The 26,132-nt window shown below is 74.3% G+C and carries 30 protein-coding genes; 15 read left to right on the plus strand and 15 right to left on the minus strand.

The features are described 5' to 3' along the window. The first annotated feature begins 43 nt into the window (after positions 1-43). Positions 44-610 carry a TetR/AcrR family transcriptional regulator gene (locus L2C96_RS01980; protein ID WP_027935845.1) on the plus strand — a complete coding sequence of 189 codons (567 nt, stop codon included), beginning with the start codon at positions 44-46 and terminating at the stop codon, positions 608-610. On the opposite strand, the gene L2C96_RS01985 is transcribed toward L2C96_RS01980, so the two are convergent. The 4 genes from L2C96_RS01985 to L2C96_RS02000 form a co-directional block, all read right to left on the minus strand. Further along, positions 611-1,369, minus strand: a complete 759-nt coding sequence (locus L2C96_RS01985; RefSeq protein WP_237334868.1) for an SGNH/GDSL hydrolase family protein — start codon at positions 1,367-1,369, stop codon at positions 611-613. 10 nt (positions 1,370-1,379) lie between these two features. Further along, entirely contained in the window at positions 1,380-2,288 is a 909-nt protein-coding gene (locus L2C96_RS01990) for an RNA polymerase sigma-70 factor (protein WP_237334869.1), read from the minus strand. Continuing rightward, the gene (locus tag L2C96_RS01995) at positions 2,285-3,457 is read right to left on the minus strand and encodes an NAD(P)/FAD-dependent oxidoreductase (protein ID WP_237334870.1); all 1,173 of its coding nucleotides are present in this window, start codon (positions 3,455-3,457) and stop codon (positions 2,285-2,287) included. Before L2C96_RS01995 ends, L2C96_RS01990 begins: the two co-directional genes overlap by 4 nt. An 87-nt stretch (positions 3,458-3,544) precedes the next feature. Continuing rightward, on the minus strand, positions 3,545-4,057 hold the full coding sequence (locus tag L2C96_RS02000; protein ID WP_237334871.1) for a CGNR zinc finger domain-containing protein: 513 nt from the start codon (positions 4,055-4,057) through the stop codon (positions 3,545-3,547). A 25-nt stretch (positions 4,058-4,082) separates the two neighbouring features. On the opposite strand from L2C96_RS02000, the gene L2C96_RS02005 reads away from it, so the two are divergent. Both L2C96_RS02005 and L2C96_RS02010 read left to right on the plus strand, forming a co-directional pair. After that, the gene (locus L2C96_RS02005) at positions 4,083-4,262 is read left to right on the plus strand and encodes a hypothetical protein (protein ID WP_084506088.1); all 180 of its coding nucleotides are present in this window, start codon (positions 4,083-4,085) and stop codon (positions 4,260-4,262) included. Next, positions 4,259-5,095, plus strand: coding sequence for a patatin-like phospholipase family protein (locus L2C96_RS02010; RefSeq protein ID WP_237334872.1), 837 nt, complete (start codon positions 4,259-4,261; stop codon positions 5,093-5,095). Before L2C96_RS02005 ends, L2C96_RS02010 begins: the two co-directional genes overlap by 4 nt. Before the next feature lie 137 nt (positions 5,096-5,232). On the opposite strand, the gene L2C96_RS02015 is transcribed toward L2C96_RS02010, so the two are convergent. Both L2C96_RS02015 and L2C96_RS02020 read right to left on the minus strand, forming a co-directional pair. After that, positions 5,233-6,117 (minus strand): SMP-30/gluconolactonase/LRE family protein, encoded by an 885-nt coding sequence (locus L2C96_RS02015; RefSeq protein ID WP_237334873.1) that lies wholly within the window; start codon positions 6,115-6,117, stop codon positions 5,233-5,235. Positions 6,118-6,154: 37 nt separating this feature from the next. Then, positions 6,155-7,273, minus strand: a complete 1,119-nt coding sequence (locus tag L2C96_RS02020) for a tyrosine-type recombinase/integrase (protein WP_237334874.1) — start codon at positions 7,271-7,273, stop codon at positions 6,155-6,157. Between the two features lie 258 nt (positions 7,274-7,531). Here L2C96_RS02020 and L2C96_RS02025 point away from each other — a divergent pair, with 258 nt between their 5' ends. After that, entirely contained in the window at positions 7,532-8,674 is a 1,143-nt protein-coding gene (locus tag L2C96_RS02025; RefSeq protein ID WP_237334875.1) for a coiled-coil domain-containing protein, read from the plus strand. A gap of 514 nt (positions 8,675-9,188) precedes the next feature. Here the strand turns inward: L2C96_RS02025 and L2C96_RS02030 are convergent. Further along, positions 9,189-9,686, minus strand: coding sequence for a winged helix-turn-helix transcriptional regulator (locus L2C96_RS02030; RefSeq protein ID WP_237334876.1), 498 nt, complete (start codon positions 9,684-9,686; stop codon positions 9,189-9,191). Positions 9,687-9,778: 92 nt separating this feature from the next. Between L2C96_RS02030 and L2C96_RS02035 the strand changes: the two genes are divergently transcribed. The 3 genes from L2C96_RS02035 to L2C96_RS02045 are packed head-to-tail and all read left to right on the plus strand — an operon-like array spanning position 9,779 to position 12,907. Continuing rightward, positions 9,779-11,179 (plus strand): DHA2 family efflux MFS transporter permease subunit, encoded by a 1,401-nt coding sequence (locus tag L2C96_RS02035; protein WP_237334877.1) that lies wholly within the window; start codon positions 9,779-9,781, stop codon positions 11,177-11,179. A 25-nt stretch (positions 11,180-11,204) separates the two neighbouring features. Next, complete coding sequence (locus L2C96_RS02040; RefSeq protein WP_237334878.1) at positions 11,205-11,912, plus strand: NUDIX hydrolase; 708 nt, start codon at positions 11,205-11,207, stop codon at positions 11,910-11,912. Next, entirely contained in the window at positions 11,909-12,907 is a 999-nt protein-coding gene (locus L2C96_RS02045) for an ADP-ribosylglycohydrolase family protein (RefSeq protein WP_237334879.1), read from the plus strand. Before L2C96_RS02040 ends, L2C96_RS02045 begins: the two co-directional genes overlap by 4 nt. A gap of 4 nt (positions 12,908-12,911) precedes the next feature. Here the strand turns inward: L2C96_RS02045 and L2C96_RS02050 are convergent, their stop codons facing one another. Then, positions 12,912-13,802, minus strand: coding sequence for a zinc-binding dehydrogenase (locus L2C96_RS02050; RefSeq protein WP_237334880.1), 891 nt, complete (start codon positions 13,800-13,802; stop codon positions 12,912-12,914). Positions 13,803-13,900: 98 nt separating this feature from the next. Between L2C96_RS02050 and L2C96_RS02055 the strand changes: the two genes are divergently transcribed. From L2C96_RS02055 to L2C96_RS02065, 3 genes are read left to right on the plus strand one after another with little or no spacing between them, the layout of a single operon-like run. Next, positions 13,901-14,278 carry a winged helix-turn-helix transcriptional regulator gene (locus L2C96_RS02055; protein WP_237334881.1) on the plus strand — a complete coding sequence of 126 codons (378 nt, stop codon included), beginning with the start codon at positions 13,901-13,903 and terminating at the stop codon, positions 14,276-14,278. After that, complete coding sequence (locus tag L2C96_RS02060; protein WP_237334882.1) at positions 14,275-14,505, plus strand: hypothetical protein; 231 nt, start codon at positions 14,275-14,277, stop codon at positions 14,503-14,505. The genes L2C96_RS02055 and L2C96_RS02060 overlap by 4 nt, the downstream gene beginning before the upstream one ends. Positions 14,506-14,536: 31 nt before the next feature. Then, the gene (locus tag L2C96_RS02065) at positions 14,537-15,250 is read left to right on the plus strand and encodes a trimeric intracellular cation channel family protein (protein ID WP_020417904.1); all 714 of its coding nucleotides are present in this window, start codon (positions 14,537-14,539) and stop codon (positions 15,248-15,250) included. Here L2C96_RS02065 and L2C96_RS02070 read toward each other — a convergent pair. Beyond that, positions 15,235-15,819, minus strand: a complete 585-nt coding sequence (locus L2C96_RS02070; RefSeq protein ID WP_237334883.1) for a helix-turn-helix domain-containing protein — start codon at positions 15,817-15,819, stop codon at positions 15,235-15,237. The genes L2C96_RS02065 and L2C96_RS02070 overlap by 16 nt on opposite strands. A 79-nt stretch (positions 15,820-15,898) precedes the next feature. Between L2C96_RS02070 and L2C96_RS02075 the strand changes: the two genes are divergently transcribed. After that, positions 15,899-16,468 carry a class I SAM-dependent methyltransferase gene (locus tag L2C96_RS02075; RefSeq protein WP_237334884.1) on the plus strand — a complete coding sequence of 190 codons (570 nt, stop codon included), beginning with the start codon at positions 15,899-15,901 and terminating at the stop codon, positions 16,466-16,468. Here the strand turns inward: L2C96_RS02075 and L2C96_RS02080 are convergent. From L2C96_RS02080 to L2C96_RS02090, 3 genes are all read right to left on the minus strand, one after another. After that, positions 16,458-17,309: a dihydrodipicolinate synthase family protein gene (locus L2C96_RS02080; protein ID WP_237334885.1), complete on the minus strand. Its 852-nt coding sequence runs from the start codon at positions 17,307-17,309 to the stop codon at positions 16,458-16,460. The two genes, L2C96_RS02075 and L2C96_RS02080, sit on opposite strands and share 11 nt — an antisense overlap. A gap of 11 nt (positions 17,310-17,320) precedes the next feature. Further along, entirely contained in the window at positions 17,321-18,202 is an 882-nt protein-coding gene (locus L2C96_RS02085) for a class I SAM-dependent methyltransferase (RefSeq protein WP_237334886.1), read from the minus strand. Between the two features lie 201 nt (positions 18,203-18,403). Next, positions 18,404-19,279, minus strand: coding sequence for a LysR family transcriptional regulator (locus L2C96_RS02090; protein ID WP_020417898.1), 876 nt, complete (start codon positions 19,277-19,279; stop codon positions 18,404-18,406). A gap of 88 nt (positions 19,280-19,367) precedes the next feature. Here L2C96_RS02090 and L2C96_RS02095 point away from each other — a divergent pair, with 88 nt between their 5' ends. Continuing rightward, complete coding sequence (locus tag L2C96_RS02095; protein ID WP_237334887.1) at positions 19,368-19,724, plus strand: YybH family protein; 357 nt, start codon at positions 19,368-19,370, stop codon at positions 19,722-19,724. Here the strand turns inward: L2C96_RS02095 and L2C96_RS02100 are convergent. Continuing rightward, positions 19,690-20,142, minus strand: coding sequence for a MarR family winged helix-turn-helix transcriptional regulator (locus L2C96_RS02100; protein WP_237334888.1), 453 nt, complete (start codon positions 20,140-20,142; stop codon positions 19,690-19,692). The genes L2C96_RS02095 and L2C96_RS02100 overlap by 35 nt on opposite strands. 49 nt (positions 20,143-20,191) lie before the next feature. On the opposite strand from L2C96_RS02100, the gene L2C96_RS02105 reads away from it, so the two are divergent. Beyond that, positions 20,192-20,518 carry an antibiotic biosynthesis monooxygenase family protein gene (locus L2C96_RS02105; protein WP_020417895.1) on the plus strand — a complete coding sequence of 109 codons (327 nt, stop codon included), beginning with the start codon at positions 20,192-20,194 and terminating at the stop codon, positions 20,516-20,518. A 127-nt stretch (positions 20,519-20,645) separates the two neighbouring features. Next, the gene (locus tag L2C96_RS02110) at positions 20,646-21,413 is read left to right on the plus strand and encodes a putative protein N(5)-glutamine methyltransferase (RefSeq protein WP_237334889.1); all 768 of its coding nucleotides are present in this window, start codon (positions 20,646-20,648) and stop codon (positions 21,411-21,413) included. Here L2C96_RS02110 and L2C96_RS02115 read toward each other — a convergent pair. Beyond that, the gene (locus L2C96_RS02115; protein WP_237334890.1) at positions 21,410-22,090 is read right to left on the minus strand and encodes a FadR/GntR family transcriptional regulator; all 681 of its coding nucleotides are present in this window, start codon (positions 22,088-22,090) and stop codon (positions 21,410-21,412) included. The genes L2C96_RS02110 and L2C96_RS02115 overlap by 4 nt on opposite strands. Positions 22,091-22,123: 33 nt before the next feature. Then, complete coding sequence (locus L2C96_RS02120) at positions 22,124-22,633, minus strand: DUF1990 domain-containing protein (protein WP_237334891.1); 510 nt, start codon at positions 22,631-22,633, stop codon at positions 22,124-22,126. Between the two features lie 57 nt (positions 22,634-22,690). Here L2C96_RS02120 and L2C96_RS44270 point away from each other — a divergent pair, with 57 nt between their 5' ends. After that, positions 22,691-26,110: an ATP-binding protein gene (locus L2C96_RS44270; protein ID WP_272881810.1), complete on the plus strand. Its 3,420-nt coding sequence runs from the start codon at positions 22,691-22,693 to the stop codon at positions 26,108-26,110. Positions 26,111-26,132 lie beyond the last annotated feature (22 nt).

A 26,132-nucleotide genomic window follows, 5' to 3' on the forward strand; every position in this document is an offset into this window, starting at 1 on the left:
GCCGCGTTCCGGCGGTACCTCACGAAGCTCTACGATGCGCCGCATGACGGAACCGAGGCCGCTGCGCGCCGACGCCCGCCGCAACCGGGCGCGCGTGCTGGCCGCCGCCGAGACGGTGTTCGCCGCGAGGGGCACCGGCGCGCCGACCGAGGAGGTCGCGCGGGAGGCGGGCGTGGGCATCGGGACCGTGTTCCGGCACTTCCCGACGAAGGAGGCGCTGCTGGAGGCGGTGCTGGCGGACCGGATGCGCCGGTTCGCCGAGGAGGCGCAGTCCTTCGCCGCCGCGGCCGATCCGGAGAGCGCTTTCTTCGGATTCCTCGCGCGCTGGGCGGAGGTGTCCGCGGCGAAGAACGCCTACGCCGACGCGCTGGCCGCGGCCGGGGCCGAGGTGCCCCGGCTCGCCGCGGAGGTCGGTGCGAAGGTACGGGACGCGCTGGGCGCGTTGCTGTCGCGGGCGCAGCAGGCGGGCGCGGTGCGCGAGGACGTGGGGGTCGCCGAGCTGATCGCGTTGATGGTCGGCGCCTCCCGCGCGGCCGAGCACGTCGGCGACGACGCCGGGCTGCGCGCCCGCACGCTGGGGATCGTCTTCGACGGGTTGCGTCCCCGCTGATCAGTCCAGCGGCAGCAGCACCGGTCGTTTCGCGGACAGGGTGTCGCCGGAGGACTCGCCACGCAGGCGGCGGCCGATCCAGGGCAACACGTGTTCCCGTCCCCACTGCAGGTTCTCCGCGCGCTGCCGCCGCCGGTCCACCAGCTCCCGCGGCCCGAGCGCGGCGGGGGAGAGGTCGTGCGGCCGGCCGAGCACGTCGAGCACGGCGATCGCGACCTCGGTGTGGCCCAGCGCGTTGAGGTGCAGCCGGTCGGCCGACCACAGGCGCCGGTCGCGCAGCTGCCGCATGCCCCACATGTCCACCACGTGCGCGCCGTGCCGGGCGGCGATGACGCGGGTGTGCTCGTTGTAGATCGCGGTGCGGCCGCGCAGCTTCCGGAACACCGGGTCCTCGGCGCCGTCCACCCCGGTGAACAGCAGCACGGTGGCGCCGGTCTTGGCGAGCCGCTCGACGGCGTTCTCGAACCGCGCGGCGAGGGCGTCGATGTCGGCCTTGGGGCGCAGCAGGTCGTTGCCGCCCGCGTAGATGGACACCAGGTCGGGCTGCAGCGCCAGTGCCGGTTCGAGCTGCTCGGCGAGCACCTGGTCGAGCAGCCGTCCGCGGATCGCGAGGTTGGCGTAGCGGAACCCGGGGTCGGCGGCCGCCAGCTGCTCGGCCACCCGGTCGGCCCAGCCCCGCACGCCGTTCGGGCGCGCGGGGTCTTCGTCGCCGACGCCCTCGGTGAAGGAGTCGCCGAGGGCCACGAAACGCTTGTACATGCTCAGCACTTTAGGCGACCGTTCCGGACGGCCCGAGACCGTGCACCGTGCCGGCCGCGACCGCGCCGAGTTTGTCCGGGTTGGCCACGTTGTGCAGTGTGGTGATGCGGCCTTCGGCGTCGAAGTCGAAGGTGACCGTGGCCAGCACGCGGTCCGGGCCGCGGAAGACGAGCCCGGGGCCGCCGTTGATCTCGGTCAGTTCCGTGACCACGTCCGCGGGCGCGACACCCTGGTAGGTGACGGTGCCGATGGCGGCGAACCAGCCCGCCACCGTCTCCGCGCCGGTCACCGGGCGCAGGGCCTGGCGGACCTTGCCGCCGCCGTCGGTCCACAGCGTGACGTCCGGGGACAGCAGTTCCATCAGGGTGTTGACGTCACCGCCGGTCGCGGCGGCGAGGAACCGCTCGGTGACCGCGCGCTGCTTCGCGCGGTCGGCCGGGAACCGCGGGCGGCGGGCTCGCACGTGCTCGCGCGCCCGGTGCGCGGCCTGCCGCACCGCCGCTTCCGACCGGTCCACCGCCTCGGCGATCTCGGCGTGGCTGAACCCGAACACGTCCTTGAGGACGAACACCGCGCGTTCCAGCGGGCTCAGCGTCTCCAGCACCACCAGCATCGCCGTGGACACCGAATCCGCGCCGGTGACCGCGTCCGCGCTGTCGCCAGTGGTGAGGATCGGCTCCGGCAGCCACGGCCCGACGTAGGTCTCCCGCTGGTGCCGGGCCGAGCGCAGCCGTTCCAGCGCCAGGTTGGACACGATCCGCGCCAGGTAGGCCTTCGGGTCGGCGACCTGGGAGCGGTCCGCGGCGGACCACTTGATCCACGCGTCCTGCACGACGTCCTCGGCGTCGGCGGCGCTGCCGAGGACCCGGTAGGCCACCGCGAACAGCAGGTTGCGGTGCTGGTGGAACGCCTCGGTCACCGGGCGCCCCGGGTGAAGCGGCCGCCGCGGGGCCAGAACGCGCCCGAGGCGGGCATCTTCTTCATGCGCAGGTACGTCGGCCAGGGCGAGGCGGTCACGGTTTCTTTGTACCGGGCGGCGAGCCTGCCGGTGAGGCAGATCCGCCGCGGGCTGTCGTCGGGGTGGGTGAACTGCACGACGGCGTCGTGGCGGCCTAGGCTGACCGGGGTGTGGTAGTAGCCGAAGCGGAACGGTTTCGGTTCCTTACCCGCCAGGGCGCGCAGGATCGACACCGCGGCGTGCACGCCGGTCGGCATCCCGCTCTGGCAGGTGCCGTGCAGGACGCCGTAGCCCTGGCTGATCGCGGCCGCGTCGCCGACCGCGTGCACGTCCGGGTGCGAGACCGACCGCAGCGTCGCGTCGGTGATCACGCGGCCGCGGTCGTCGACGGCCAGCCCGGCGGCGGCCGCGAGCGGCGCGGCGCGGGTGCCGCTGGTCCACAGGACGGCGTCGGCGGGAATCGTTTCGCCGCCGGCCAGTTCGACGGCGTCCGGGAGCACCTTGGTCACCTCCACGCCGGTGCGCACCTCGACGCCCAGCCGCTCGAGCGCGGCGTGGAGGTGGGTCCGGGCCTTGCGGTTCATCGTCGCGCCCGGCTCGCCCCGCCCCAGCAGGACGACCCGCAGCCGCGGGTGCTGCTCGGCGATCTCGGCGGCCGATTCGACGCCGGTGAGCCCGTTGCCTGCGACCACGACCGTGCCCTGCTCCAGGCGCGCCAGCAGGCCGGCCAGCACTTCGGCGTCCTCCGGGCTGTTCAGGGTGTGCGCGTGCTCCTCGACGCCCGGCACGGTGACGGTGTCGGCCACGCCGCCGAGGGCGTACACCAGCGTGTCGTAGCGCAGCACCCGGTCGTCGTCGACGCGCACGGTCCTGGTGCCCGGGTCGAGCGCGGTGACCCAGCCGCGCACGAACCGCGCGCCCGTGCCGTCCAGCAGTTCCGGGATGCTCAGCTCCGCGACCTGTTGCCCGGTGGCGGTCAGGTGCAGCCGCAGCCGCTCGGTGAACATCTCGTGCGCGTTCACCAGGGTCACCTCGACGTCGTCGCGGCCCTTCGTGCGTGCCGCGAGCTGGATCGCCGCGGCCGTGCCCGCGTACCCCGCGCCCAGCACCAGAACCTTGTGGGTGGTCATCGTTGTCGCCTCCTCGTCGGCTGTTGACGACCACGAGATGGGAGGTGCCGGCCCGTTCGTGACATGGCGCGGTGTGACGGGCGGCACCTACATGGCTCGGGCCCGGTGTTCGGCGACGTGGACGCGGGTCGCGCAGCGGGTGGAGCAGAACCGGCGGCGGCCGTTGCGGGAGGTGTCGACGAAGACGAAGTCGCAGCCCTCGCGGGCGCAGGCGCCGATCCGCCCGGCGTCTTCGCACAGCAGGTGGGCCAGCCCGCCCGCGGTGAAGGCCCGGATCCGGCGGGTCAGGGTGTCGTCCTCGCCGGCGTAGTGCAGGTGCGCGGGCAAGCCGTCGTGGCGGGAGATGAACGGACGGCACGCGGTTTCCGCCAGCAGCTCGTTGACCAGGTCGATCCGCCGGTCGGCATCGGGTTCGGCGAACACCGCGCGGATCCGGCGGCCCCACGCCCGCGCCTGGGCCGCTTCGGCTTCGGTGAGCCGGGTCAGCGACATGCCCGCCTCGCGCATCATCCGCAGCAGCTCGGGCGCGGCGGCGTCCGGCATGTTGACCAGGCCGGCCGCGACCTGCGCGGCCGGTCCGCCGTAAGGGTTGAAGTGCACTGACCCATTACAGCACGCTGGGGTCATGACCGACGAACGTTGCCCCCGCTGCCAGTGGCCGCTGTCCGAACTGCTCCGCGCCGGGTCGAGCCACCCGGTGTCGGCAGGGCGCGTCGACTACCGCCGCTGCGTGTGCGGGACCTGGCTGCTCCTCGTCAACGGCGCTCTCGCCGGAGCCACGCGGGGGCCTAGGATCGGCGCATGACGCGTGCGCTCGTGCTCGGTGGTGGCGGTGTGGCCGGAATCGCGTGGCAAACCGGCCTGTTGCACGGTTTGTCGGAGTCCGGAGTGGACGTTCTCGGCGCGGACCGGTTCGTCGGCACCTCCGCCGGATCGACGGTGGCGGCGCAGATCACCAGCGGCACCGCGCTGGCCGAGCTGTTCCGGCGGCAGGTGGATCCGGCGCTGCAGTCGCCGGAGATCCCGGCCGACGTCGACGCCGAGACGATCGCGGAGATGTTCGGCGCGGCGGTGAGCGGCGCGACCGACGCGAAGGACGCGCGGCGGCGGATCGGTGACCTGGCCCTGGCGGCGCGGACCGTGCCGGAGGCCGACCGGCTGAAGGTGATCGAGGCGCGGCTGCCGGTCCACGACTGGCCCGCGGCGGCCCTGCACATCGTGGCGGTGGACGCGGCGACCGGCGACGACCGGGTGTTCACCGCGGAGTCCGGGGTGTCGCTGGTGGACGCGGTCGCGGCCAGCTGCGCGGTGCCGGGCACCTGGCCGCCGGTCACGATCGGCGGCCGCCGCTACATCGACGGCGGGGTGCGGTCGATGGAGAACGCCGACCTCGCCGCCGGCTGCGACCGGGTGCTGGTGCTGCGGGTGACCGAGGTGCCCGGCAACACCGACCTGGACGAGCAGGTGGCGGCGCTGCGGCGGGACGGCGCGGCGGTGCTGGTGCTCGCCCCGGACGCGCCGGCGGCCGAGGCGATCGGGCCGAACCTGCTGGACCCGTCGGTCCGCGACGCGGCCGCGCGCGCCGGGTACGACCAGGCCGTGCGGGTGGCCGCGGAGGTCACGGCCGTCTGGGGTTAGGTTCCATCAGCGGCGGAGCGCCGCCACACTGGCCACTTCCGAAACACGCCCTGGTCTTTGACCGGGGCCGGCCGCGCGGCCACGGAGGATCGGTCCGGCGCCCGCGATCCCCGTGCGGACGCCGGACCACGACGCCCTCAGGGGCGCCCGGCGTGCGGGACCTCGACGCGGAAGGCGAGCAGGCTCGCTTCCCGCGCGTCCTTGCGGGCGTGCTCGTTGAAGTCCGGTGCCGCGCACGCGAACAGCGTGCGGCCGTCGGCGCCGCCCAGCATGCAGGCGAACACCCCGGTGCCCGGCCGGATCTCGTCGGCGATCTCGCCGCCCTCGCGGACGCGCAGCAGCCTGCCACCGATGCCGTCGGCCACCCACAGGGCGCCTTCGGCGTCGAGGCAGCAGCCGTCCGGCGCGACGGCGAGCTGGGGAAGCGCTTTCTCGAACTCGCGCTCGGTGAGCGGCTCGCCGAACTCGGCCCACACGCGGCGGTTGGTCAGCGACCCGTCGGCGGCGATGTCGAAGGCGGTCACCCGGTTGCCGAAGGTCTCGTCGACCAGCAGCACGCCGTCGTCGGTGATGACGCTGCCGTTGGGGAACCACAGGTCCTCGGCGACGACGGTGACGCTGCCGTCCGGGTCGACGCGCAGCAGGTTCGCCGGCGCCACCGGGGCGCCGTTCATCAGGTCGAACCCGAAGTTGCCGACGTAGGCGCGCCCCTGGGCGTCGACGACCATGTCGTTGGGGTGCCCGGTCACGTGGGCCGACAGGTCGGCGTGGGTGACCAGGGTGCCGTCGGGCTCGCGGCGCAGCAGGCGGGCGTCGCGCATCGAGACGACCAGCAGCCGGCCGTCGGGCAGCCAGCCGAGCCCGGAGGGCTGACCGGGCACCTCGGCCTCCACCCGCAGATCGCTGCCGTCCTCGAGGCTGGACTGCACGAGGTGGGTGTAGAAGTCGGCGAACCAGATGCGGTCCTCGTGCCAGCGCGGGCATTCGAGGTAGGAGAACCCGCTCAGAACTGAGTTGTGCACGGGGGGTAGTCAGTCACGCCACGGGCACGGTGTCAAGTCACGCGTCGCGCACCAGCCGGAGGTGGCGCTGTTCGGCGGGTTCCGATGTCTCAGTCGTGGTTCCACCGGTGAGGTCGGCGAGCATCTGCGTGGTCTGGCGGCGCCGGCTGCGGCGCACGTAGATCAGGGTGGTGGCAACGCTCTCGTGGCCGGCGAGGTCGGCCAGGTCCTCGACCGAGACGCCCTTCTCGTAGCCGAGGGTCAGGACGGTGTGCCGCAGCGAGTGCGGGACGACGTCGTCAGGTTGGTCCAGACCGGCGCCCCGTGCGGTCTCCCGCAGGAGGTTGCCGAGGTCGCGGGAGGTCAGGGGCGTGCCGGTGCGGGTGGCGAACAGCCAGCCGGACAGCTCGGCGACCGGCTTGCCTTCGCGCGCGGCGCGGGCGGCCAGGTAGTCGCCGAGGGCGGCGTCGGCACGGCCGAGGATGTCGGCGGTCTTGCGGTGCCCGCCCTTGTTGACGTAGCGCAGGATCCGGTGTCCGTGGTCGACGCCGAGGTCGCCGTCCGGGCCGCAGCGGGCGTGCAGGATCGCGCCGGACCGCACCGCGGTCGTGGCCATGATCTCCAGGATGGCGAGGTTGCGCAGCGCGGCTTCGGTGCCGAGCTGCGAGGCGCGGTCCCGGGCGTGGCCGAGGAGGGCGAGGAGTTCCTCGTAGGTGAGGGCTCGGGTCTGGGACTCCTGGTCGCGCTTGTGGCGGGGGACCAGCCGCGCCGGGTTGTCGTCGTGGACGCGGTTGTCGATCAGCTCGGTGTACCACGAGCTGACGGCGGCCAGGCGGGCGTTGTGGGTGACCGGGCTGCCGGGGTCGAGCAGGGCGATCCAGTCCCGCACGTCGGCGAGGCGGGCGGCCAGCGGGTCGACGCGGTGCCAGTCGCAGTAGGACAGCCACAACCCGAGACCGCGCCAGTAGGAACGGCGGGTCTGGTGGCTCTTCATCGCCAGCAGCCAGGCGTGAGTGATCGCCCGCGGCCCGTGCCGGTCCGTCAGCTTCCCGGGCAGCGCGGGCAGTTCGGCGACCGCCTCGTCGAGCCAGGCCCGCAGCACGTCGGGAGCCGGCGCGCGGGCGGGCAGCGGCCGCGGCGCGAACGGCGCCAGTTCGATGGTGTCGTCGCCGGTCACGTCCTGGATTCTGCCTCAGGTTCTCCTGATGCTCGCGAGGTATCAGACCACCGGTCGGAGGCTTCGGAGCCGCGGTCTTCGGCCTACTCCTGAGCCGGGGTCGTTTCGTCACAGTGACGATCGCGGCTTTTCCGCGCCCCTTCCTCTGTCTGCCTTGCCTCCGCGATAACCGTGATTATCGCGGTATTGCTTGCCTTGTAGTTTCGTTACCCTAACCCCAGGTTAGAGTTATCAAACTCGAACTGATAACCTGCGGTTATGCAGGAAACACCCCCACCACCGCCTCGCAGGGACGCCACGGGAGGCCGGGAGACCGTGTCCGATCCGGCGCTGTGCCGGTACTGCCGCCGGCACCCGCGGAAGCAGCCAGGGCCGCGGGGTGGGCGGCCGGGGGAGTACTGCACGACGGTGTGGGCGGTGGACGAGCGCGGCCGGGAGGTGACGTGCGCGCGGCTGGACGAGGCCGACCAGATCGCGTACGCCGCCTACGGGCCGGCGATGCCGGGGCTGGACGTGGCCGCCGTGGGCCGGGACGTGAGCCGGGCGCTGGCGGAGATCGCGCCGTTGCAGCAGACCCTCGCCGCGCTCGACGGGCGGCTCGATGCCGAGATCGCCGAGGCGCGGGAGCGGGTCACGGAAGCCGAAGCCGCGCGCGCCGACGCCGAGGCCAGGGCGGACGCCGCCGAGCAGCGCGCCGTCGAAGCCGAGGCGGAGGCCGCGGAAGCAGCCGACCGGGCCGGAGCCGCCGGCAAGCGGGCGGCGGAAGCCGAGGAGCGCGCCGCGGCCGACCGGGGTCAGGCCCAGCGTGCGATCGCTGACCGGCTGACCGCCGAGGGCGAGATCCGCCAGCTGCGGGAGCGGCTGGACCAGCTCGAAACCGAGCACCGCCAGGCTGCCGAGACCGCGGCGGCGCGCATCGAGGAACTCACCGCCGCGGCGGCCGCCCGGGCCAGCGAAGCCGAAGCGGCCCACGCCAGGGCACGGCAACTCGAAACCGATCTGCGCGACCTGGCCACGCAGCACCACGAGGACCTCGAACAACTGCGCGCCCGCCACGACCGGACGCTGACCGAGGAGCGCGCGAAGCACCGCGAGGACCGCGAGCGCTGGCAGGCCGAGCACGACGAGCGGATCACCGCGCTGCGCGAACAACACGAGGAAGCGCTGAGGGCCGCCCGCGAACGCGCCGCCGAGCTGGCCACGGCGGCCGCCCGAGCCGAAACAGCAGCCACCGAAGCACGCACCACCGCCACGACGGCGATCCGCACAGCCGATGCCACCGCGGCGCGGCTGTCCACCCTGCGGGAGGGCGTGCTGACCGCACTGGCCGACTCCGGGGTGGAGTTACCTGCCCGGTTGCGCACCCTGCTGGCCGAGACCGCCCCGACTGCTTCCGGCTAGCGGCGCTACGCCCCGCTGCTTACCGGTCCCGGCACCGCTCCGCGGGAGCCGCCGGCAGCGGCACCGCCCACGTCCTGATCGTGGCGGCTGGCGCTGGCCGACCCCGAGGGGGATTTACTTGTCCGGCTGCGCACCCTGCTGGCCGACACCGCCCCGACTGCCTCCGGCTAGCGGCGCCGGGCCCCGCGCCGTACCTGTCCCGACGCTGGTCTGCAGGAGCCGCCGACGGCTCCGGCCCATGACCTGATCGTGGCGGCTGGCGCACTGGCCGACCCCGAGGGGATTTACCTGCCCGGTTGCGCACCCTGCTTGCCGAGACCGCCCCGGCTGCTTCCGGTTAGCGGCGCTACGCCCCGCTGCTTACCAGTCCCGGCACCGCTCCGCGGGAGCCGCCGGCAGCGGCACCGCCCATGACCTGACCGTGGCGGCCCACACTGGCCGAAACGGCGGGCCAGGCTGCCCACGTCGTTACCGGCACCGCCAGCCGGCGGTCTCAACCGGGCAGCGTGGTTGATCAGCTGTCCGAGCGCGGCCGGCGCCACGCCGGGTTGAGGCGGACCCCCAGTTCCTCCAGTTCGACCGGCTGCCCGTCGTCGGTGTGGAGGCCGGCCTTCACCGGGGCTCCGGTTTCGTGGTCGACGTACAGCAGCGGCGGCCCGCCGTCCTGCAGGTGCTTGTCCGCCCACTGCATCAGGCCGATCACCACCGGCAGCAGGTCGCGGCCCATCTCGGTGAGCACGTACTCGTCGCGGGTGCGGCCGCCCGCGTCGCGGTAGGGCTGCTTGTCGAGCAGGCCGGCCTCGGTGAGGTGCCGCAGCTGCCGGGCCGCAGCCGTCTCGGTGATGCCGATCCGCTCGGCGAAGGCGGTGAACCGCGTGGTGCCGTAGAAGGCCTCCCGCAGGATGAGCAGCGCCGACTTCGTGCCGACGATCTCCAGGGCCTTGACCAGCGAGCAGTGGTCGGTCTTCCACGAGCTGAGATCCGCGAGCGGACCTTCCATCACGGCGGGCATGGCACCAATGCTACCCCTCGCTGACTACACCCATGTATAGTCAGCCGCTGGCTACACAAAGGTGTAGTCAGCCTGGGGAAGCGGAGATCTTCATGTCAGAAGCAACACTGGTGACCGGGACGCGGCAGCGGGACACCGCGATCGTGGTCGTGCTGTGCCTGGCGGCGTTCATGGCGATGCTGGACGTCTTCGTGGTCAACGTCGCGTTCACCGACATCGGCGCGAGCTTCGCCGGCTCCTCGCTGGCGGACCTGAGCTGGGTGCTCAACGCCTACACGATCGTCTACGCGGCGCTGCTGATCCCGGCCGGGCGGCTGGCGGACCGGCACGGCCGCAAGGCGGGTTTCCTCGTCGGGCTGACCGTGTTCACCCTCGCCAGCGTGGGCTGCGCGATGGCGCCCGGGCTGTGGTGGCTGGTCGCGTTCCGAGTGCTGCAGGCCGCCGGCGCCGCCGCGCTGACCCCGGCCAGTCTGGGCCTGCTGCTGACCGCCCTGCCGCCCGAGCGGCGCGCGGGCGCGGTGAAGGTGTGGGCCACCACCAGCTCGTTCGCCGCCGCGCTCGGCCCGGTCGTGGGCGGGGCGCTGGTCGAGCTGTCGTGGAACTGGGTGTTCCTGATCAACGTGCCGGTCGGCGTGGTGGCGTTCGCCGCGGCGGTGCGCCTGGTGCCGGAGTCGCGGGACGAGTCGGTCACCCGGCTGCCCGATGTGCTCGGCGCCGTGGTGCTCGCGGTCGCGATCGGGGCACTCGCGCTCGGGCTGGTGAAGGGCGGCGATTGGGGCTGGGTCAGCGTGGCGGCGCTGGTTGCGTTCGGCGTCGCGGTGGCCGGTATCGCACTGCTGGTGGTGCGGGTGCTGCGGCACCCGGCGCCGGTCGTGGAGCCGGGCCCGTTCCGGGTGCCGGCCTTCGTGTGGGCGAACGTCACGGCCGTGGTGTTCTGCACGGCGTTCGGGGCGTTGTTCCCCAGCGTCGTGCTGTGGCTGGAGAACGTCGCCGGCTACAGCGCGATCGCCACCGGTGTCGCGATCCTGCCGGGGCCGCTGATGGTCCCGATCTTCGCGATGGTCGGCCAGCGGCTGGCGCGCCGGATGCCGGTCGGCCTGCTGGTGGCCGTGGGAAACCTGGTGTTCTGCCTGGGTGCGGTGATGCTGGCCTGGAACGCTTCGGCGCAGGCGCGGTTCGCCACGGACGTCCTGCCCGGATGGATCGTGACCGGCGTCGGCATCGGCCTGGCGCTGCCGAGCCTGATGGCCGCCGCGACGGCGAGCCTGCCGCCCGCGCAGGCCGCGACCGGCAGCGCGGTGGTCAACACGGGCCGCCAGCTGGGGTACGTCCTGGGCGTGGCGGTCCTGGTCGCGGTCCTCGGCACACTCGACACCCCGGACCCTGGAACGACGACGGGTTTCGCGGGCGCCTGGTGGTTCATCGCCGCTGCCGCCGGCCTGGGGGCTGTCACCGCGCTCGGCCTCACACCCCGGCGTCCGGATGGTTTATAGTCACTGAGACCAATAAGGGGGGTGGATGTACGACAAGCACGCGTACGAGCCCTTCGCGGTGACGGTCGACCTCGCGGTGTTCACCGTGCGCGCTGGGCGGCTCTGGATCCTGCTCGTGGAGCGGGGTGCGGAGCCGTTCGCGGGGTGGTGGGCGCTGCCGGGCGGGTTCCTGAGGCCAGACGAGTCCGCGGAGGCCGCGGCCCGGCGGGAGCTGGCTGAGGAGACCGGGTTCGCCGAGGTCGCCGGGCTGCACCTGGAACAGGTGCGCACCTACAGCGAGCCGGACCGGGATCCGCGGATGCGGGTCGTCTCGGTGGCCTTCGCCGCGCTCGTGCCGGGCGCGCCGGAGCCGGCCGGCGGCGGGGACGCGGCACGGGCCGCCTGGGTGCCGTTCGGTGAGCAGGGGCCGCTCGCCTTCGACCACGACCGCATCCTGGCCGACGCCCACGACCGGATCGGCGGGGAACTCGAACGGACGGGCCTGGCGACGGAGTTCTGCGAGCCCGAGTTCACCCTCGGCGAGCTTCGCCGGGTCTACGAGGCGGTGTGGGGGACCGGTCTCGACCCGGCGAACTTCCGGCGCAAGGTGCTCGCCACCCCGGGGTTCGTCACGCCGGTCGACGGCGCCCGGCTCACCGGCGGGCGCGGCAAGCCCGCCGCGCTCTACCGGGCCGGTGGCGCCGCCACGCTGCACCCGCCGCTGCTCCGACCGACGGAAGGACGACGTTCATGACCAGGCAACCGGCCACCGGCTCGCTGCTGGGCCTCGCACTGGGCGACGCGCTCGGCGCGCCGACCGAGTTCCAGGGCGTGCCGGCGATCCTCGCCGAGCACGGGCCGTGGCGGGAGATGGACCTGCCCGGCCCCGTCGCGCTGATCACCGACGACACCCAGATGGCGCTGGCCGTCGCCCGCGCGGCCATCCAGGGCGAGCTGGAGCCGGAGCGGTTCGAGCCGCCGTTGCGGGCGGAGTTCGTCACCTGGCTGCGCTCGCCCGACAACAACCGCGCCCCCGGCGCCACCTGCCTGCGGGCCTGCCGCCTGCTGGAGGCCGGCGAGCCGTGGCCGGAGGCCAGCCAGATCACCTCGAAGGGCTGCGGCGCGAACATGCGGGTCACGCCACTGGGCCTGCTGCCCGGGATCGACAGCGAGCAGCGCGCGGGCGCCGCCCAGTTGCAGGCGGGCCTCACGCACGGCCACCCCACCGGGCTCGCCGCCGCCGATCTCACCGCGCACGCTGTGCACCTGCTGGCCGAGGGCGCCGAACCGGCCGGCCTGCCCGGGGCGTTGCGCGACTACGCCGTCCAGCACCGCGAGAACTACCACGAGCGGTGGCTGGGCGACCTGTGGACGCGCGCCGGGGACTCCTCGCCGGAGCAGTTCATCGCCCGCGGCTGGGACGAGTGCCTGGCCGCCCTGGACCGGCTGGACGCGGCGGTGCGCGACGGCGACCGGGACACCGACCCGTGTCTGGCCACCGGCGAGGGCTGGGTCGCCGAGGAAGCGCTGGCCACGGGACTACTGTGCTTCCTGCTGTTCCCCGGCGACCCGGTGCTCGCGCTGCGCCGCGCCGCCTGCACCTCCGGCGACTCGGACTCGATCGCCGCGCTGGCCGGTGCGTTCGCGGGCGCCTGCCACGGCGCCGGAGCCTGGCCGCCGGAGTGGGTCGCGCGGCTGGAGCACCGCGACGAGCTGTCGGCGTTCGGCGCGAAGTGGGACTGGGCCTGACCCGTCACGGCACGAGCAGCCATCGGCCGCGCTGGCCGCCGCCGGCCACCTTGTCGTAGGCGACGGCGGCGTCGGTCAGCGGCACGCGGCCGGCGACCCGCAACTCCAGCACCCCGGACGCGGCCAGTCCGAGCAAGCGAGCGAGCCGGGCGCCGTCGGGCTGGACGCTCGAGATCGATATCGAGATGTCCCGTTCGGGGCTCGCCGGAGACGCCGAGGGCACGCCGGCGAACGCCCCGCCGTCGCGCAGGGCGGGCAACGCCGCCTGGTGCAGCACGGCGGCGTCGACCACGGCGTCGAACGACGGGCCCGGCACCTGCGTGACCAGCTCGCGCGCCCCGGCCCGAAGCACGAAGGCCCGGTCGGATTCGCGGGCGAGGCCGGTCACGGTCCAGCCGGCGTGGGCGGCCAGCGCGACGGCGTACCCGCCGACACCCCCGGCGGCGCCGGTCACCAGCAGGCTCCGCCCACCGGCGGGCCCCAGGCTGTCCACCAGTTCCGCGGCCGTCAGGGCGTTGACCGGCAGGGAGGCTGCGGTCACCGGATCGAGGCCGTCGGGCAGCCGAGCGGCGGCAGACGCGGGCAGGACGGTCTCCGCGGCGTGCGCGCGGACCGGCGCGGTGAAGTCCGGATGCAGCGCGGCGATCGGGTCTCCTGCCGCGAAGGCGGTGTCAGCGGTCTCGGTGACCACGCCGGTCAGCGACATGCCGAGCCCGACCGTGCCGGTCAGCCCGAAGATCGCGCGGGCAGGCCCGGCGGCGAGGAGGACGTCGACGGGGTCGACCGAGGCGGCGGTGACCCGGACCCGCAGCTCGCCGGGCGCGAGCGCGGGCAGCGTGACCTCTTCGGCGACCGGCGCGGTGGCGCCGGGCCGGGACACGAGTGCGAGAGTCATGGTGTTCCTTCCCTGGTGTGGACAGCACCACCATCGGGGACCTACTCTCCGTTGGGAAGTAGGCACTTCGAAGTCGGGTAGGCACCCGGAGGTGCGCCATGGAGGTCACCGAGCGGCCCGCGCGGTTCGACGCGTTCGCCGCGGACTGCCCCAGCCGGCGGCTGCTGGACACGATCGGCGACAAGTGGGCGAGCCTGGTGATCGTCGCGCTCGGGCTGACCGGCCGGATGCGGTACTCCGAGCTGTCCGCGCGGATCGCCGGGGTGAGCCAGAAGATGCTGACCCAGACGCTGCGCCACCTCGAGCGGGACGGGCTGGTGAGCCGCACGGTGACCCCGTCGGTCCCGGTGCGGGTCGACTACGAGCTCACGCCGCTGGGCCGGTCGCTGCTCGGCATCATGCGCCACCTCAAGGAGTGGGCCGAGGAGCACATGCCCGAGGTGGACCGGGCGCGCGCGGAGTACGACCGGCGGTGAAGGCGAAGGACCAGCTCAGCCTGTTCGAGGCGCTGCCGTGGTTCGTGCCGGACGTGCCGGCTCCGTTCGCCGACGAGCGGCGGGCGCACCTGTTCGCCGACGAGCAGCCCTACCTGGGGTACCGGATCGCGCGGTGCGGTGAGCGGCGCCGCATCTGGACGGCGATCGAGCACGTGCCCGGCGGTGAGCAGGTGCCGCGCTGTGCGGAGTGCCTCGCCGTGTCCTGATCGTCCGTCCACTGCGGACTAGGGTGCCGGTGTGGCTGGAACGGCGGTCGAAGCGATCAACCAGGTGACGCGCTACCTGGATCTGGCGGGCGTGTTCGCCTGCGCGATCCTCGGCGGCGCGATCGCCCGCAGCGAGCGGCTGGACCTGTTCGGGTTCCTCGTGGTTGGCAGCGTGTCCGGGCTGGGCGGCGGCGTCATCCGGGACACGCTGCTGCAGCACGGCACCCCGGTGGCGCTGACCGACTACGCCTACCTGCCGACCGCGCTGGCCGGGGCGCTGCTGTCGTTCGTGATCTCGATCAGCGAGAACGCGTGGGACAAGCTGTTCACGGCGCTGGACGCGGCGGTGATCGGGTTCTGGGCGGTCACCGGGGCGCAGAAGACGCTGGCCGCCGGGCTGGGCTGGCTGCCGGCGATCCTGCTGGGCACGACGACCGCGGTCGGCGGCGGCGCGCTGCGGGACATCATGCTCCGGCGCGTGCCGGCGGTGTTCGGCGGCAACGCGCTGTACGGCACGGTCGCGGCGGCCGTCGCGGCCACCATGGTCGTCTGCCACTACCTGGGCGCCCCGCTGGTGGGTGTCGTGGCCGGGGTCGTGGGTGCGCTGCTGTTCCGGCTGGCGGCGGTGAAGTTCGGGTGGAACCTGCCCAACGGGCTGGAGTGGCAGCCGCACTCCCGGCTGGCGAGCGCGTGGCGCAGCCGCCGGGTGCGGCGCAACCCGCCGGAGGGTCAGGAAGGCCGGTAGCGGGCCCGGATGTGGAAGCGCTCGCCCTGCGGTCCGAGGATGCTCAGGAACTCGGCCGGGTGGCCATCGGCGTTGCCGAACCAGTGCGGCAGGTGGGTGTCGAACTCGGCGACCTCCCCGGCGGACAGGACCAGGTCCTGCTCGCCGAGCACGAGGCGGAGCCGTCCGTTGAGGACGTAGAGCCAGTGGTAGCCCTCGTGCGAGCGGGGATCGGGCTCGAGGTCGGACCGCCCGGCGGGCAGGATGTGCTTGACGGCCTGCAGTCCGCCGGGTTTGCGGGTGAGCGGGATGACGGTCATGCCGTGGTGGGTCCTGGGCCGCGGGTAGACCCGCGGGTCGCCGGTGGCCGGCGCGCCGACCAGGTCGTCGAGCGGCACCTGGTAGGCCTTGGCCAGGGGCAGCAGCAGTTTCAGGCCGGGGGTGCGCTGCCCGGATTCCAGGCGGGACAGCGTGCTGACCGGAATGCCGGTGGCCTGCGACAGGGCGGTCAGGGTGGTGCCGCGGCGCCGGCGCAGCTCACGCAGCCGCGGCCCGACGGCGCCGAGCACGGCGTCGAACTCGTCGCTCATGCCCCCACTGTGCTCCCGCTTTTGCGGATTCCGCAAAGAACTTTGTCAGTCCGGCCAGTTGCCGGGCACGGTGGCGGTCATGGACTGGGACGAGATGTACCGGGGCCGCGAGCGGGTGTTCAGCGGCGAACCCAACGAGGTGCTGGTCACGGACGTGGCCGATCTGGCGCCGGGGCAGGCGCTGGACGTGGGGTGCGGGGAAGGGGCCGACGCGTTGTGGCTGGCGCGGCGGGGCTGGCACGTCACGGCGATCGATGTCTCCCGCGTGGCGCTGGAGCGCGCGGCCGCGGCCGACGACACCGGACGCGTGGCGTGGATGCACGCGGACCTGACGGTGCTGTCACCCCCGGCGGGCTGCTTCGACCTGGTGTCGGCCCACTACGTCCCGCTGCGCAAGGCCGAACCCGGCGTGCTGCGCGGTCTGCTCGCCGCGGTCGCGCCGGGCGGCACGGTGCTGGTCGCGAGCCACGACCCCGCGGAGCTGACGCCACGCGAGGGTTTCGACCCGGCCGACTACTACCATCCGGCGGACGTCGCGGCGCTCCTCGGTCCGGAGTGGACCGTGCTGGCCGACGAGATCCGGCCGCGCACCCGGCCCAGCCGCTACACGCGGGACACCGTGCTGCGGGCGCGGCGGGCTACAGGTTGAGCTCCCGCAGGGTGTCGATCACCTCGCGGCGCGCGGCACCGTCGAGTTCGAGCAGCGGGCGGGGCAGCACGCGCTCGCCGGTCAACCCGAGGTGGGTGGCCGCGGCGGCGACGACCCGGATGCTGCCGTGGCGGGCGAACAGGTCCCACAGCGGCCGCAGGCGCTCCGACTCGCCCGGGTCGCGTATGACCGCCCGCGCGGTGTCCGGGAACAGGCCGCCCAGGACCGAATACCAGACGTCGCAGCCGGCGGCCAGGCCGGTGGCCGCGACCGCGTCCCCGCTGACGCCGATCCGGACGGTGTCCGGGATTCGGGCGCGCAGGGCGTCCACCCGGGCCTTGGCGTCGTCGGGCACGCCGGGGATCTTGATGGAGCCCACGTTCGGCAGCGCGGCGATGCGGCCGTGCAGTTCGTCGCTGAACTGGAAGTGCGTGGTGCGCGGGTTGTCGTAGACGCACAGCGGGACCGACAGTTCGCGGGTGACGTCTTCGTAGAGCCCGAACACCTCGTCGTCGGTGAGGGGCTGGTAGCTGACCGGGGCGAGCAGCACGGCGGCCGCGCCCGCGTTCTGGGCGTCCTCGGCCAGCGCGAGGACCTGGCTGGTGGCCGTGGCGCCGATGCCGACCATCACCGGGGTGTCCGCCGCCGCGTCGACGGCGATCTTGGCCGCTTCGGCGCGTTGCTCGCGGGTCAGGTAGGCGTAGGAGCCGGTGGAGCCCAGCGCGCCGATCGAATCGACCCCGGCCTCGGCCAGGCGGGAGACGAGCCGCGCGTAGGCGGTGGTGTCGATGCCGGATCCGGTGACCGGGGTGAGCGGGAAGGCGGACAGGCCGGTGAACATGCGTCGTCCTTTCAGGGGCGGGTGGCGGTGAAGAGCGCGTGCCCGGCGTGCAGCCAGACCAGGTCCACGTCGGCGAACCCGGCGTCGGCGAGCCAGGTCAGGTGCTCGGCGATCGAGGAGGGCGTGTCCACCGGGTCCGGGCCGGGCAGGCGGTAGTAGTTCCACTCGGCGCCCTCGAACGCCTCCGCGGCGTCGTCGCCGCCCGCGTCGCGCACGGCCCGGTCCCAGTGCGCGGCGGCGACCTCGCGGGCGCGGGCGCCGACGGGCTCGACCAGGTCGGCCATGACGAACACCCCGCCCGGCACGAGCATGTCGTGCAGGTCGCGGTAGAGCGCCCGCTTGCCGGGGCCGTTGAGGTGGTGCACCGCGAGCGAAGTCATCACGCCGCCGAACGGGCCGCGCCGCCAGCCGCGGTCGTGGATGTCCGCCCGTACCCGCTGCCACCGGCCGGGGAACGGCGCGAGCCGGGCGGCGGCCTTGTCCAGCATCTCCGGCGAGCCGTCGAGCAGGGTGACGCGGCCGGCGGTTCCGCGGCGCAGGTACTCCTCGGACAGCAGGCCCTCGCCGCAGCACAGGTCGAGCACGTGCGGCTCGGGGATGGCGTCGAGCAGGTCGCAGACGGTGGCGATCTGCTCGCGCCGCCGCGGCACGAACGCGTCGCCGTAGGTGGTGAACAACTCGGTGTCCGACGGCCGCCAGGCGGGCTGTTCAGCGGGCACCGCACACCCCGTAGAGGCCGAGGGCGCGGGCGGCAACGGCAGGCTGACCAGGCGCCGGGACGCGGCCAGCGCCGCATCGGGGGCGACGCCGACCCCGGCGCGGCGCGCGATCGCGGCGACCGGCACGTCCTTGCCGCGGGCGTCGGCTCGTAACCGAGAAGGTTCGGCGGGCATGTTCGTCACCTTAGCCAGCCGGGGCGAATCCTTTTCTGGCTTCGGATCCTGACGCACCACAACCCGGCGAAATGCTGGTGCGCGTGCACGCGGCCGGCAGCGCGGCTGTCCAGTCGGGACGGTCGATGGGTGTGCAGGTCACCGCGCTGGCCGGGTGAAGTCGTGGATTCGGTGTTCCCGCTGGCGCGCACCGTGCCGCCGTCATAGCCGCGCGCGGGCGCGGTCGAGGAACACCCGCGCGGCGGGGCTCGCCGGGCCGGCCGCGCGCCACGCGAGGGCGAGGCAGCCGCGCAGCGGCGGGTCGGTGATCGGGATCGGGTGCAGGTCGGGGCGTGTGGTGGCGACCGAGTCCGGCAGGATCGCCACGCCCAGGCCGCGGGCGGCGAGGTCGGCCAGGACCGTGGGGTGACCGGCCTCGAACCCGATCCGCGGGGTGATGCCGCGCGCCGCGCAGGCCTCGTCGAGCCGGGCGCGCAGGCCGGTGCCTGCGGGCAGGCTGATGAGCGGCCGCTCCCGCAGGTCCGCGAGGGGGACCTCGGCGCGCCCGGCCCACTCGTCGTCCAGGCTGACGGCGGCGGTGATGGCCTGGTCGGTGAGGACGAGGACGTCCAGGCCGGGTGGGCGTTCGTCCGTGGCGAGGCTGATGATCGCCGCGTCGAGGCGGCCGTCGCGGATGTCCGCGGCGAGCTCGCCGGAGCGGCCTTCGACGAGGGTGATCTCCACGCCGGGGTGTTCCTCGTGGAAGCTCGCCAGCAGCCCGGGCACGTCGAAGCTGTGCGAGGTGACCATGCCGAAGGCGACCTTGCCCCGGACGAGGCCGCGGAACTCGTCGGCGACCAGCCGCGCCCCGGCGACGGCGGCCAGGGCCGCGCGGGCGTAGGGGAGGACCGCGGCGCCCACCTCGGTGAGCCGGACCGTGCGCCCGGACCGGTCCAGCAGCTCGTGCCCCAGCTCCCGCTCCAGCCGCCTGACCTGCGCCGACACGCCGGGCTGGGCGACGTGCACGCGTTCGGCGGCGCGGGTGAAGTTGCCCTCCTCGGCGACCGTCACGAAGTACTCGAGCTGACGCAGTTCCATAAGCGTTGATTCTAGTGGCGAGACCTACCAGCTCTTGGACTTCTGACTCTCGCGGGGACAGGCTGGGGTCAGAGGAAAGGAGCGACACGTGATCGACAAGGCCAGGACACCCGAAGACCTCGCCGTGATGTTCGTGGAGCGGGCCAACGCCCGGGACGCGAAAGCGCTGTCCGAGCTGTACGCCGAGGACGCGGTGCTGGCGTTCCCGCCGGGCTCGCAGACGGTGGGCCGCGACGCGATCCGCGAGGTGCTGGAGCGGCTGGTGGAGCAGGGCGGCGAGTTCCAGGTCGAGGAGCCGATGCCGACGGTCTACTACGGCGACCTGGCGCTGTGCTCGACCCGGCCCGCCGACAACACCGGGGGACGGGTGCAGGTGGCGCGGCGGCAGCCGGACGGCACCTGGCTGCGGATCATCGACCGGCCGGAGATCCGCCGCCCGGAGTGAGGTTGTCCGCGCAGCGGGCCAGCAGCTCGGCCAGCCGCCGCCGGTCGCCGTCGCCGAGCCCGGCGAGCATCCGGTCCTCGACGTCGGCGACCGCAGCCTCGGCGTCGGCCAGCCGGGCGCGCCCGGTGTCGCTCAGGCGCACGGGGCGCACCCGGCCGGAGGCGCCTTCGCCCACGGTGACCAGGCCGGCGCGGCGCAGCCCGGCGAGCACCTCGCCGAGGGACTGCCGGGTGACGAAGCACAGCCGCGCGAGCTCGGCGGAGGAGGCCTCCGGGTGGTCGGCCAGCTGGCGCAGCACCGCGTATTGGGCCATCGACAGTCCGGCCGCGCGCAGGCGCTCGTCGCCGGCCTGGCGGAACAGCTGCTGGACCCGCTTGACGAGGTAACCGGGCCGGGCGGTGACGTCCCCTTGACTCATGTCAGGTACCTTACACATGATGTAAGGGTCCTGACATGAGGAGGAAGCCATGCCCGTCTCCACCATCGACGCCGCCGCGGGGGTCACCACGCTGATCAACCAGTTCACCGTGGCGCCCGAGCGGCAGCAGGAGCTCATCGACGTGCTCGACCAGGCGACCGAGCAGGTCATGCGGCACCAGCCGGGGTTCATCGCGGCCAACATCCACGCCAGCCTCGACGGCACTCACGTCGCCAACTACGCGCAGTGGGAGAGCGAGGAGGCGTTCCGCGCGATGCTCGCCAACCCGGAGTGCCAGGAGCACATGCGCGCGGCCGCGCAGATCGGCTCGTTCGAGCCGGTGCTGTACCGCGTCGCCTCCGTGCACCACCGCTGAGGCGGCGCGGTACGGTGATCACACGACCGACCGAGGAGGTGAGACCCGTTTCCGTTCCAGCAACCCGGGTGCTCCCCTCCGGCGACGAGTGAGTCGCGGGCGCCCGTTTCCCTGAAAGGCGCTTTTCGTGTCCGTCGATGTCGAAACCGTTCTCGTGAGCCGTCTGCGGGCGGCGGGCTGTGTGTTCGCCGAGGATGAGGCCCGTCTGCTGCTGGAGGCCGCGTCCGGCCCGGCCGAGCTGGACGCGCTGACCGCCCGGCGGGTGGCCGGCGAGCCGCTCGAACAGGTCCTCGGCTGGGCCGGGTTCCGCGGCCTGCGCATCCACGTCGAGCCGGGCGTGTTCGTGCCCCGGCGCCGCACCGAACTGCTCGTCGAGGAGGCGGTGCGGCTGGCCCCGCCGCATCCGGTGGCGGTGGATCTGTGCTGTGGTTCGGGCGCGCTGGGCGCCGCGCTGGCCGCGGAGCTCGACCTCGCCGAGCTGCACGCCGCCGACCTCGACCCGGCGGCGGTGCGGTGCGCGCGCCGCAACGTGCCGGGCGAGGTCCACGAGGGCGATCTGTACGAGGCGTTGCCCGATGGGCTGCGCGGGCGCGTGGACTTGCTGGTGGTCAACGTGCCGTACGTGCCCACCGACGCGGTCGCGCTGATGCCGCCGGAAGCCCGTCTGCACGAACCGCAGCTCGCCCTCGACGGCGGCGCGGACGGGCTGGACATCGCGCGCCGGGTCGTCGCGGGCGCGCCGGAGTGGCTCGCCCCCGGCGGGCACTTGCTGATCGAAACGAGTGAGCAGCAAGCGCCGTTGCTGTCGCGGGCCGCGGCCGGCGCCGAGCTGGCCGCGCGCGTGGTGACCTCCGACGAGCTCGACGCGACGGCGATCGTGGCCCGCCGGGCTTAGGACACGGCGGTCCGGAGGCCACGCAGCACCGGTTCCAGGTTGGCGACCGTGGCCGCGACCGCCGCGTCGGGGTCGCCACGTTCGAGCGCGTCCAGGAGGTCGGCGTGGGCGGCGGAGGAGTCCGGCAGCTGCGTCTCGTGGCGGACCAGGTCGGTGAGGATCTCCCGCAGCACCGGCTCGGCGGCCGTGAACAGGCTCAGCAGGAGCGCGTTGCCGGACAGCTCCACCACGGCGCGGTGGAAGGCGAGGTCGGCATCGACGAACACCGCCGGGTCGCCGCCGCGTTCGTCCTGCCGTTTGCACAGGTCCGCGCGCAGGCGCTCGATGTCCTCCGGCCGGACCCGCTGCGCCGCGAGCCGCGCCGCCTCGACCTCCAGCGCGCGGCGCACCTCGTACACCTCCAGCGCCCGGGCGCGCCGCACCAGCCGGCGCACATCACTGGTGTCGGCCGTCCCGGCGGCGACGAAAGTGCCGGAGCCGTGCCGCACATCGAGGATCCCGTCCTGCGCGAGCAGGCGGACCGCCTCCCGCACCGAGGACCGCCCGACGCCGAACTCCGCGGCGAGCTGGACCTCGTTGGGCAGCCGGTCGCCGGGGCGCCAGTCGCCGCGCTGGATCCGCTGCCGCAGCAGGCTCGCCACCTGGGGCACGACCGGTCCACGGCGCAGCTCCGTCATGCGCGCACGGTAGCACCGCAGACGTCTGAGGACTCAGCCACCGAGCGCGCGGAGGTACCGCCTGGTCATCCAGCTCTGCGCGGCGCGTCCTGCCGGTCCGGCCAGCCGCGCGAGCAGGGACGCCGGCCGGGAGAACGCGGTGACCGTGAACGTGACGGTCCCGTCGAGCGCGAGGTCCACGACGAACGCTTCCTCGCCCGCCACGGGATGGCCCGGCAGCGTGCCGTAGGCGAAACCCCGCCGCGCGCTCTCGTCGACCACGTACACCACGCGGACCGGGGCGGCGATCCGCACTGGCCCGACCCCCAGGTGGACCAGCGCGACAGCACCTTCGGCCACGGTTTCGCTGGAGGCCTGGACCCGCAGCCCGGCCCTGTGCTGGACGCCCCACGCGAGAAGTGCCACGGCCGCTTCCTCGAACCGGTCGCGTCCCCGGCCGATCACCGCCCGCCGCCGCAGGTGGTGGTACCCCGCGGGCAGCTCGCCCCGGGTGCGTCCCACCTCGCCGTAGGTGAACGCGGCCGCCCGCAGACCGTCCAGCATCACCTCAACCTAGCCGCGGCACTCCCGGTTCACCGTGCCGCGACGTAGTTTGCTCTGATGACGCCCCGAACCAGCGCGGCGGCCACCTCCGGTGACACCTCCTCACCGGAGGTCCTGCGGTTCGGGATCCTCGGGCCGCTCGACGTCGTCGCCGGTGGCGAGTCCCTCGCGCTCGGCGGGCCGAAACAGCGGGAGCTGCTGGCCGTTCTGCTGCTCAACCTCAACCAGTTCGTGGCGCCGGGCCGGCTCGCCGAGGCGCTGTGGGGCGCGGCGCCACCGGCCGGCGCCGAGGTCACCCTCCGCACCCACGTGTCGCACCTGCGCCGCCGTCTCGCCGAAGCCGGGGCGTCCGGCGCGCTGGCCACCCGCCGGTCCGGGTACGGCCTGCTCGCCGACCCCGCCCAGCTCGACGCGGCGCGCTTCGAACAGCTCGTCGGGCTCGGGCGGGAAGCACTCGGCCTCGGCGACGCGCCCCGGGCCGCCACCGTGCTGCGACAGGCGCTCGGCCTGTGGCGCGGCCCGGTGCTCGAAGACCTCCACGCGCCGCTGTTCGCCGAGGCCGAGACCGCCCGCCTGGACGAACTCCGCCTGGTCGCCACCGAAAGCCGCATCGAGGCCGACCTCGCCCTCGGCCGGCACGCCGAGGCCGTTCCCGAGCTGGAACGCCTGGTCGCCGCCCACCCGTACCGCGAACGCCTCACCGGGCAGCTGATGCTCGCCCTCTACCGGACCGGGCGGCAGGTCGACGCCCTCGACGTGGCCGCCCGCGCCCGGCGGCGCCTCGCCGACGAACTGGGCCTCGACCCCGGCCCCGCGCTGGCCGGCCTGGAAACCAGCATCCTCCGCCACGACCCGGCACTGCTGCCCGCCCCGCGCCTGGTCGCGCCCACCGGCACCCCGGCGCCACGCGTCCAGCCACCACCGGACGCCCTGTTCACCGTCGTGCGGCGCGTCCCGATGGCCGGCCGCACCGCCGAACTGGCCCACCTGCGCGCCTTGTGGCACGACGTCCGCGGCGGCGGCCGCGTCGCGTTCGTCTCCGGCGAAGGCGGGGTGGGCAAGACGCGGCTCGTCGCCGAGTTCGCGCACGAAGCCGCCGCCGACGCGCACGTCCTCGTCGGGCGTTGTGATCCCGCCGCGATGCTGCCGTACCACCCGATCGCCTCGGCCTTCCGCGCCAGCGCCGACGTCGACGCCTGCCTCGACCTCGCCCCGCCCGCCCTGCGCGCCCGCCTCACCCCGCTGCTGTCCCGCCCCGCCGACACCACGTCCGGGCCCGACGACCGGCACGCCCTGTTCGAGGCCGCCACCTGGGTGCTCACCCGCCTCGCGGACACCGCGCCCGTCGCACTCGTGGTCGAGGAGGCCGAGCGCCTCGACCGGGCCAGCTCGCTGCTGCTGCGCCACCTCGTCGAGCACCTGCCCGCCCGGGTGCTGCTGGTCGTCTGCTTCCGCGACCCGCCGGGCGGCCACCACCCGCCGCTGCTCGACCTGATCGCCGCCACCGAAGGCCTCGCCGACCGCCTCACCCTCGGCCCGCTCACCGAAACCGAACTCGCCGAACTGGTCACCGCCGTCGCCGGCGACGTGCCCGCCGGGTTCGTGTCGCGGCTCTGGCGCGCCACCGGTGGCAACCCGTTCTACGCCGCCGAAGTGGCCCGCGACCGCCGGACCCGCGAGGACTGGCAACGCGGCCAGGTGCCCGCCGGTGTGCGCGACGTCGTCCGGCACCGGCTGCGTACCCTGCCCGAACCCGCGCAGCACGTGGTCCGCTGCGCCGCCGTCCTCGGCCCGGAGGCCGGGTACGAACTGCTCGCCCACCTCGCCGACCAGCCCGAAGAGCAGCTCATCGACGCGCTCGAGGACGCCGTGGCCGCCGGGTTCCTCGTCGAAGCCGGCCGGTCGTGGCAGGTCGCCTACGCCTTCCCGCACGACCTGCTGCGCGACGCCGTGCACGCCGACCTGCCCGTCCCGCGCCGGCAGCGCCTGCACCTGCGCGCCGCCCAGCTCCTGCGCGACCGCCCGGCCGAGACCGCGTCCGCCGCCGTGCACCTGCGCGCCGCGGGACCGGCCGCCGACCCGCTCGACGCGGCCGAGCTGAGCCTGGCCGCCGCTGGTGACGCGCAGCGGATGTACGCGTGGGACGAAGCCATCGCCCACGCCGAGGCCGCGGTCGCGATCCTCGACCAAGCCGGTGCGCCCGCGCCCACTCGCGCTGACGCGGCGGTGCGCACCGCGATCCTGCGGCTGCGGGCCAGCACCGGCTTCCCCGAAGCGGTGCGGCTACTCGAACGCGCCCTCGAGCTGTACCGCGGCAACGACGAGGCGGTCGCGACCGTCCACGCGCGACTCGGCGGCGCGCTGTGCACGCACCACTCGATCATGGACATCCCGCGCGCCCTGGACCACTTCGCCGCCGCCCGCCGCGTCCTGCCCGACGGCCGCGCGGGCTTCCACCTGCACCGCGGCCGCGCCCAGGCCGCCATGTACGGGCTGCGCACCGCCACGCTCGGCGCCGCCGCCGATCAGGCCCGCGACCTGGCGGCCCGGCTGGGCAGGCGCGACCTCACCGTCCTGGCCTCGTGGGCCGCCGCGTGGTTCCGCTTCAACCGGGGCGAGCTGGCCGCGGCCGCCGCGATCGAGGAGGACATGTGGGCCCGCGTGCAGGACCTCGGCGACCCCTACGTCGGCTGGGGCCCGGTCAACATGGCCGCCCTGACCGCCACCGAGTACCTGCTCGACCCCGTGGCCGGCCGCCGCTGGTGCCGCCGCGGCCTGTCCCAGGCCCGGTTCGACACGCTCGGCTACCCGCACGACGCCGTGGCCGACCAGCTCGTCCTCGCACTGGCGCTGGCCGGTGACCTCGGCGCGGCCCGCCGCGCCGCCGAGCCCCTGCCCGCCGACGCGGTCAGCAGGCGGCTCCTGCTGCTCCTCGACGGCGACTGGGAAGGCGCCGAACACGCCTGGTCACAGGCGCGGGCCGCCGACGAAGCGGCAGGCGACCTGCACGACGCCGCCTTCCACGCCCGCTGGCTGGCCACCACCCGCACCCTCCTCGGCGACACCGGCGGCGCCGTCGCGGCCCTGCGGCAGGCGCTGGACCTCGCCGTCGCCGGGCCCCAGGTGCCGACCGAGCTGATCGCCCGCGCGGAGCTGGCCCGCCTGCTCGCCGTCACCGACCCCGGCGAAGCCGCCCGGCACCTCGCCCGCTGCGACGAGATCCTCGCCGGCGGCGAGGACTGGCGCGGCCGCGCCGGCACCATCGCGCTCGCCCGCGCGGCGGTCACCGGCGACGACACCGCGTTCGAGACCGCGCTGCGGCTGTTCGCCGGCCTGCCGTGGCACCGCGCGGACGCCCTGCACGCCTGGGCGGCCGTGCTCAACAGGACCGGCAGGCGGGCGGAGGCGGGGGAGAAGCTTGCCGCGGCCCGGCGGATCCACGACGAGATCGGCGCGCACCCGCGCTGGCGCCGCTGACTCAACACGCGTTCCACAGAAC

It is taken from the genome of Amycolatopsis tucumanensis (genome assembly GCF_021654135.1).
Taxonomy (GTDB): domain Bacteria; phylum Actinomycetota; class Actinomycetes; order Mycobacteriales; family Pseudonocardiaceae; genus Amycolatopsis_E; species Amycolatopsis_E tucumanensis.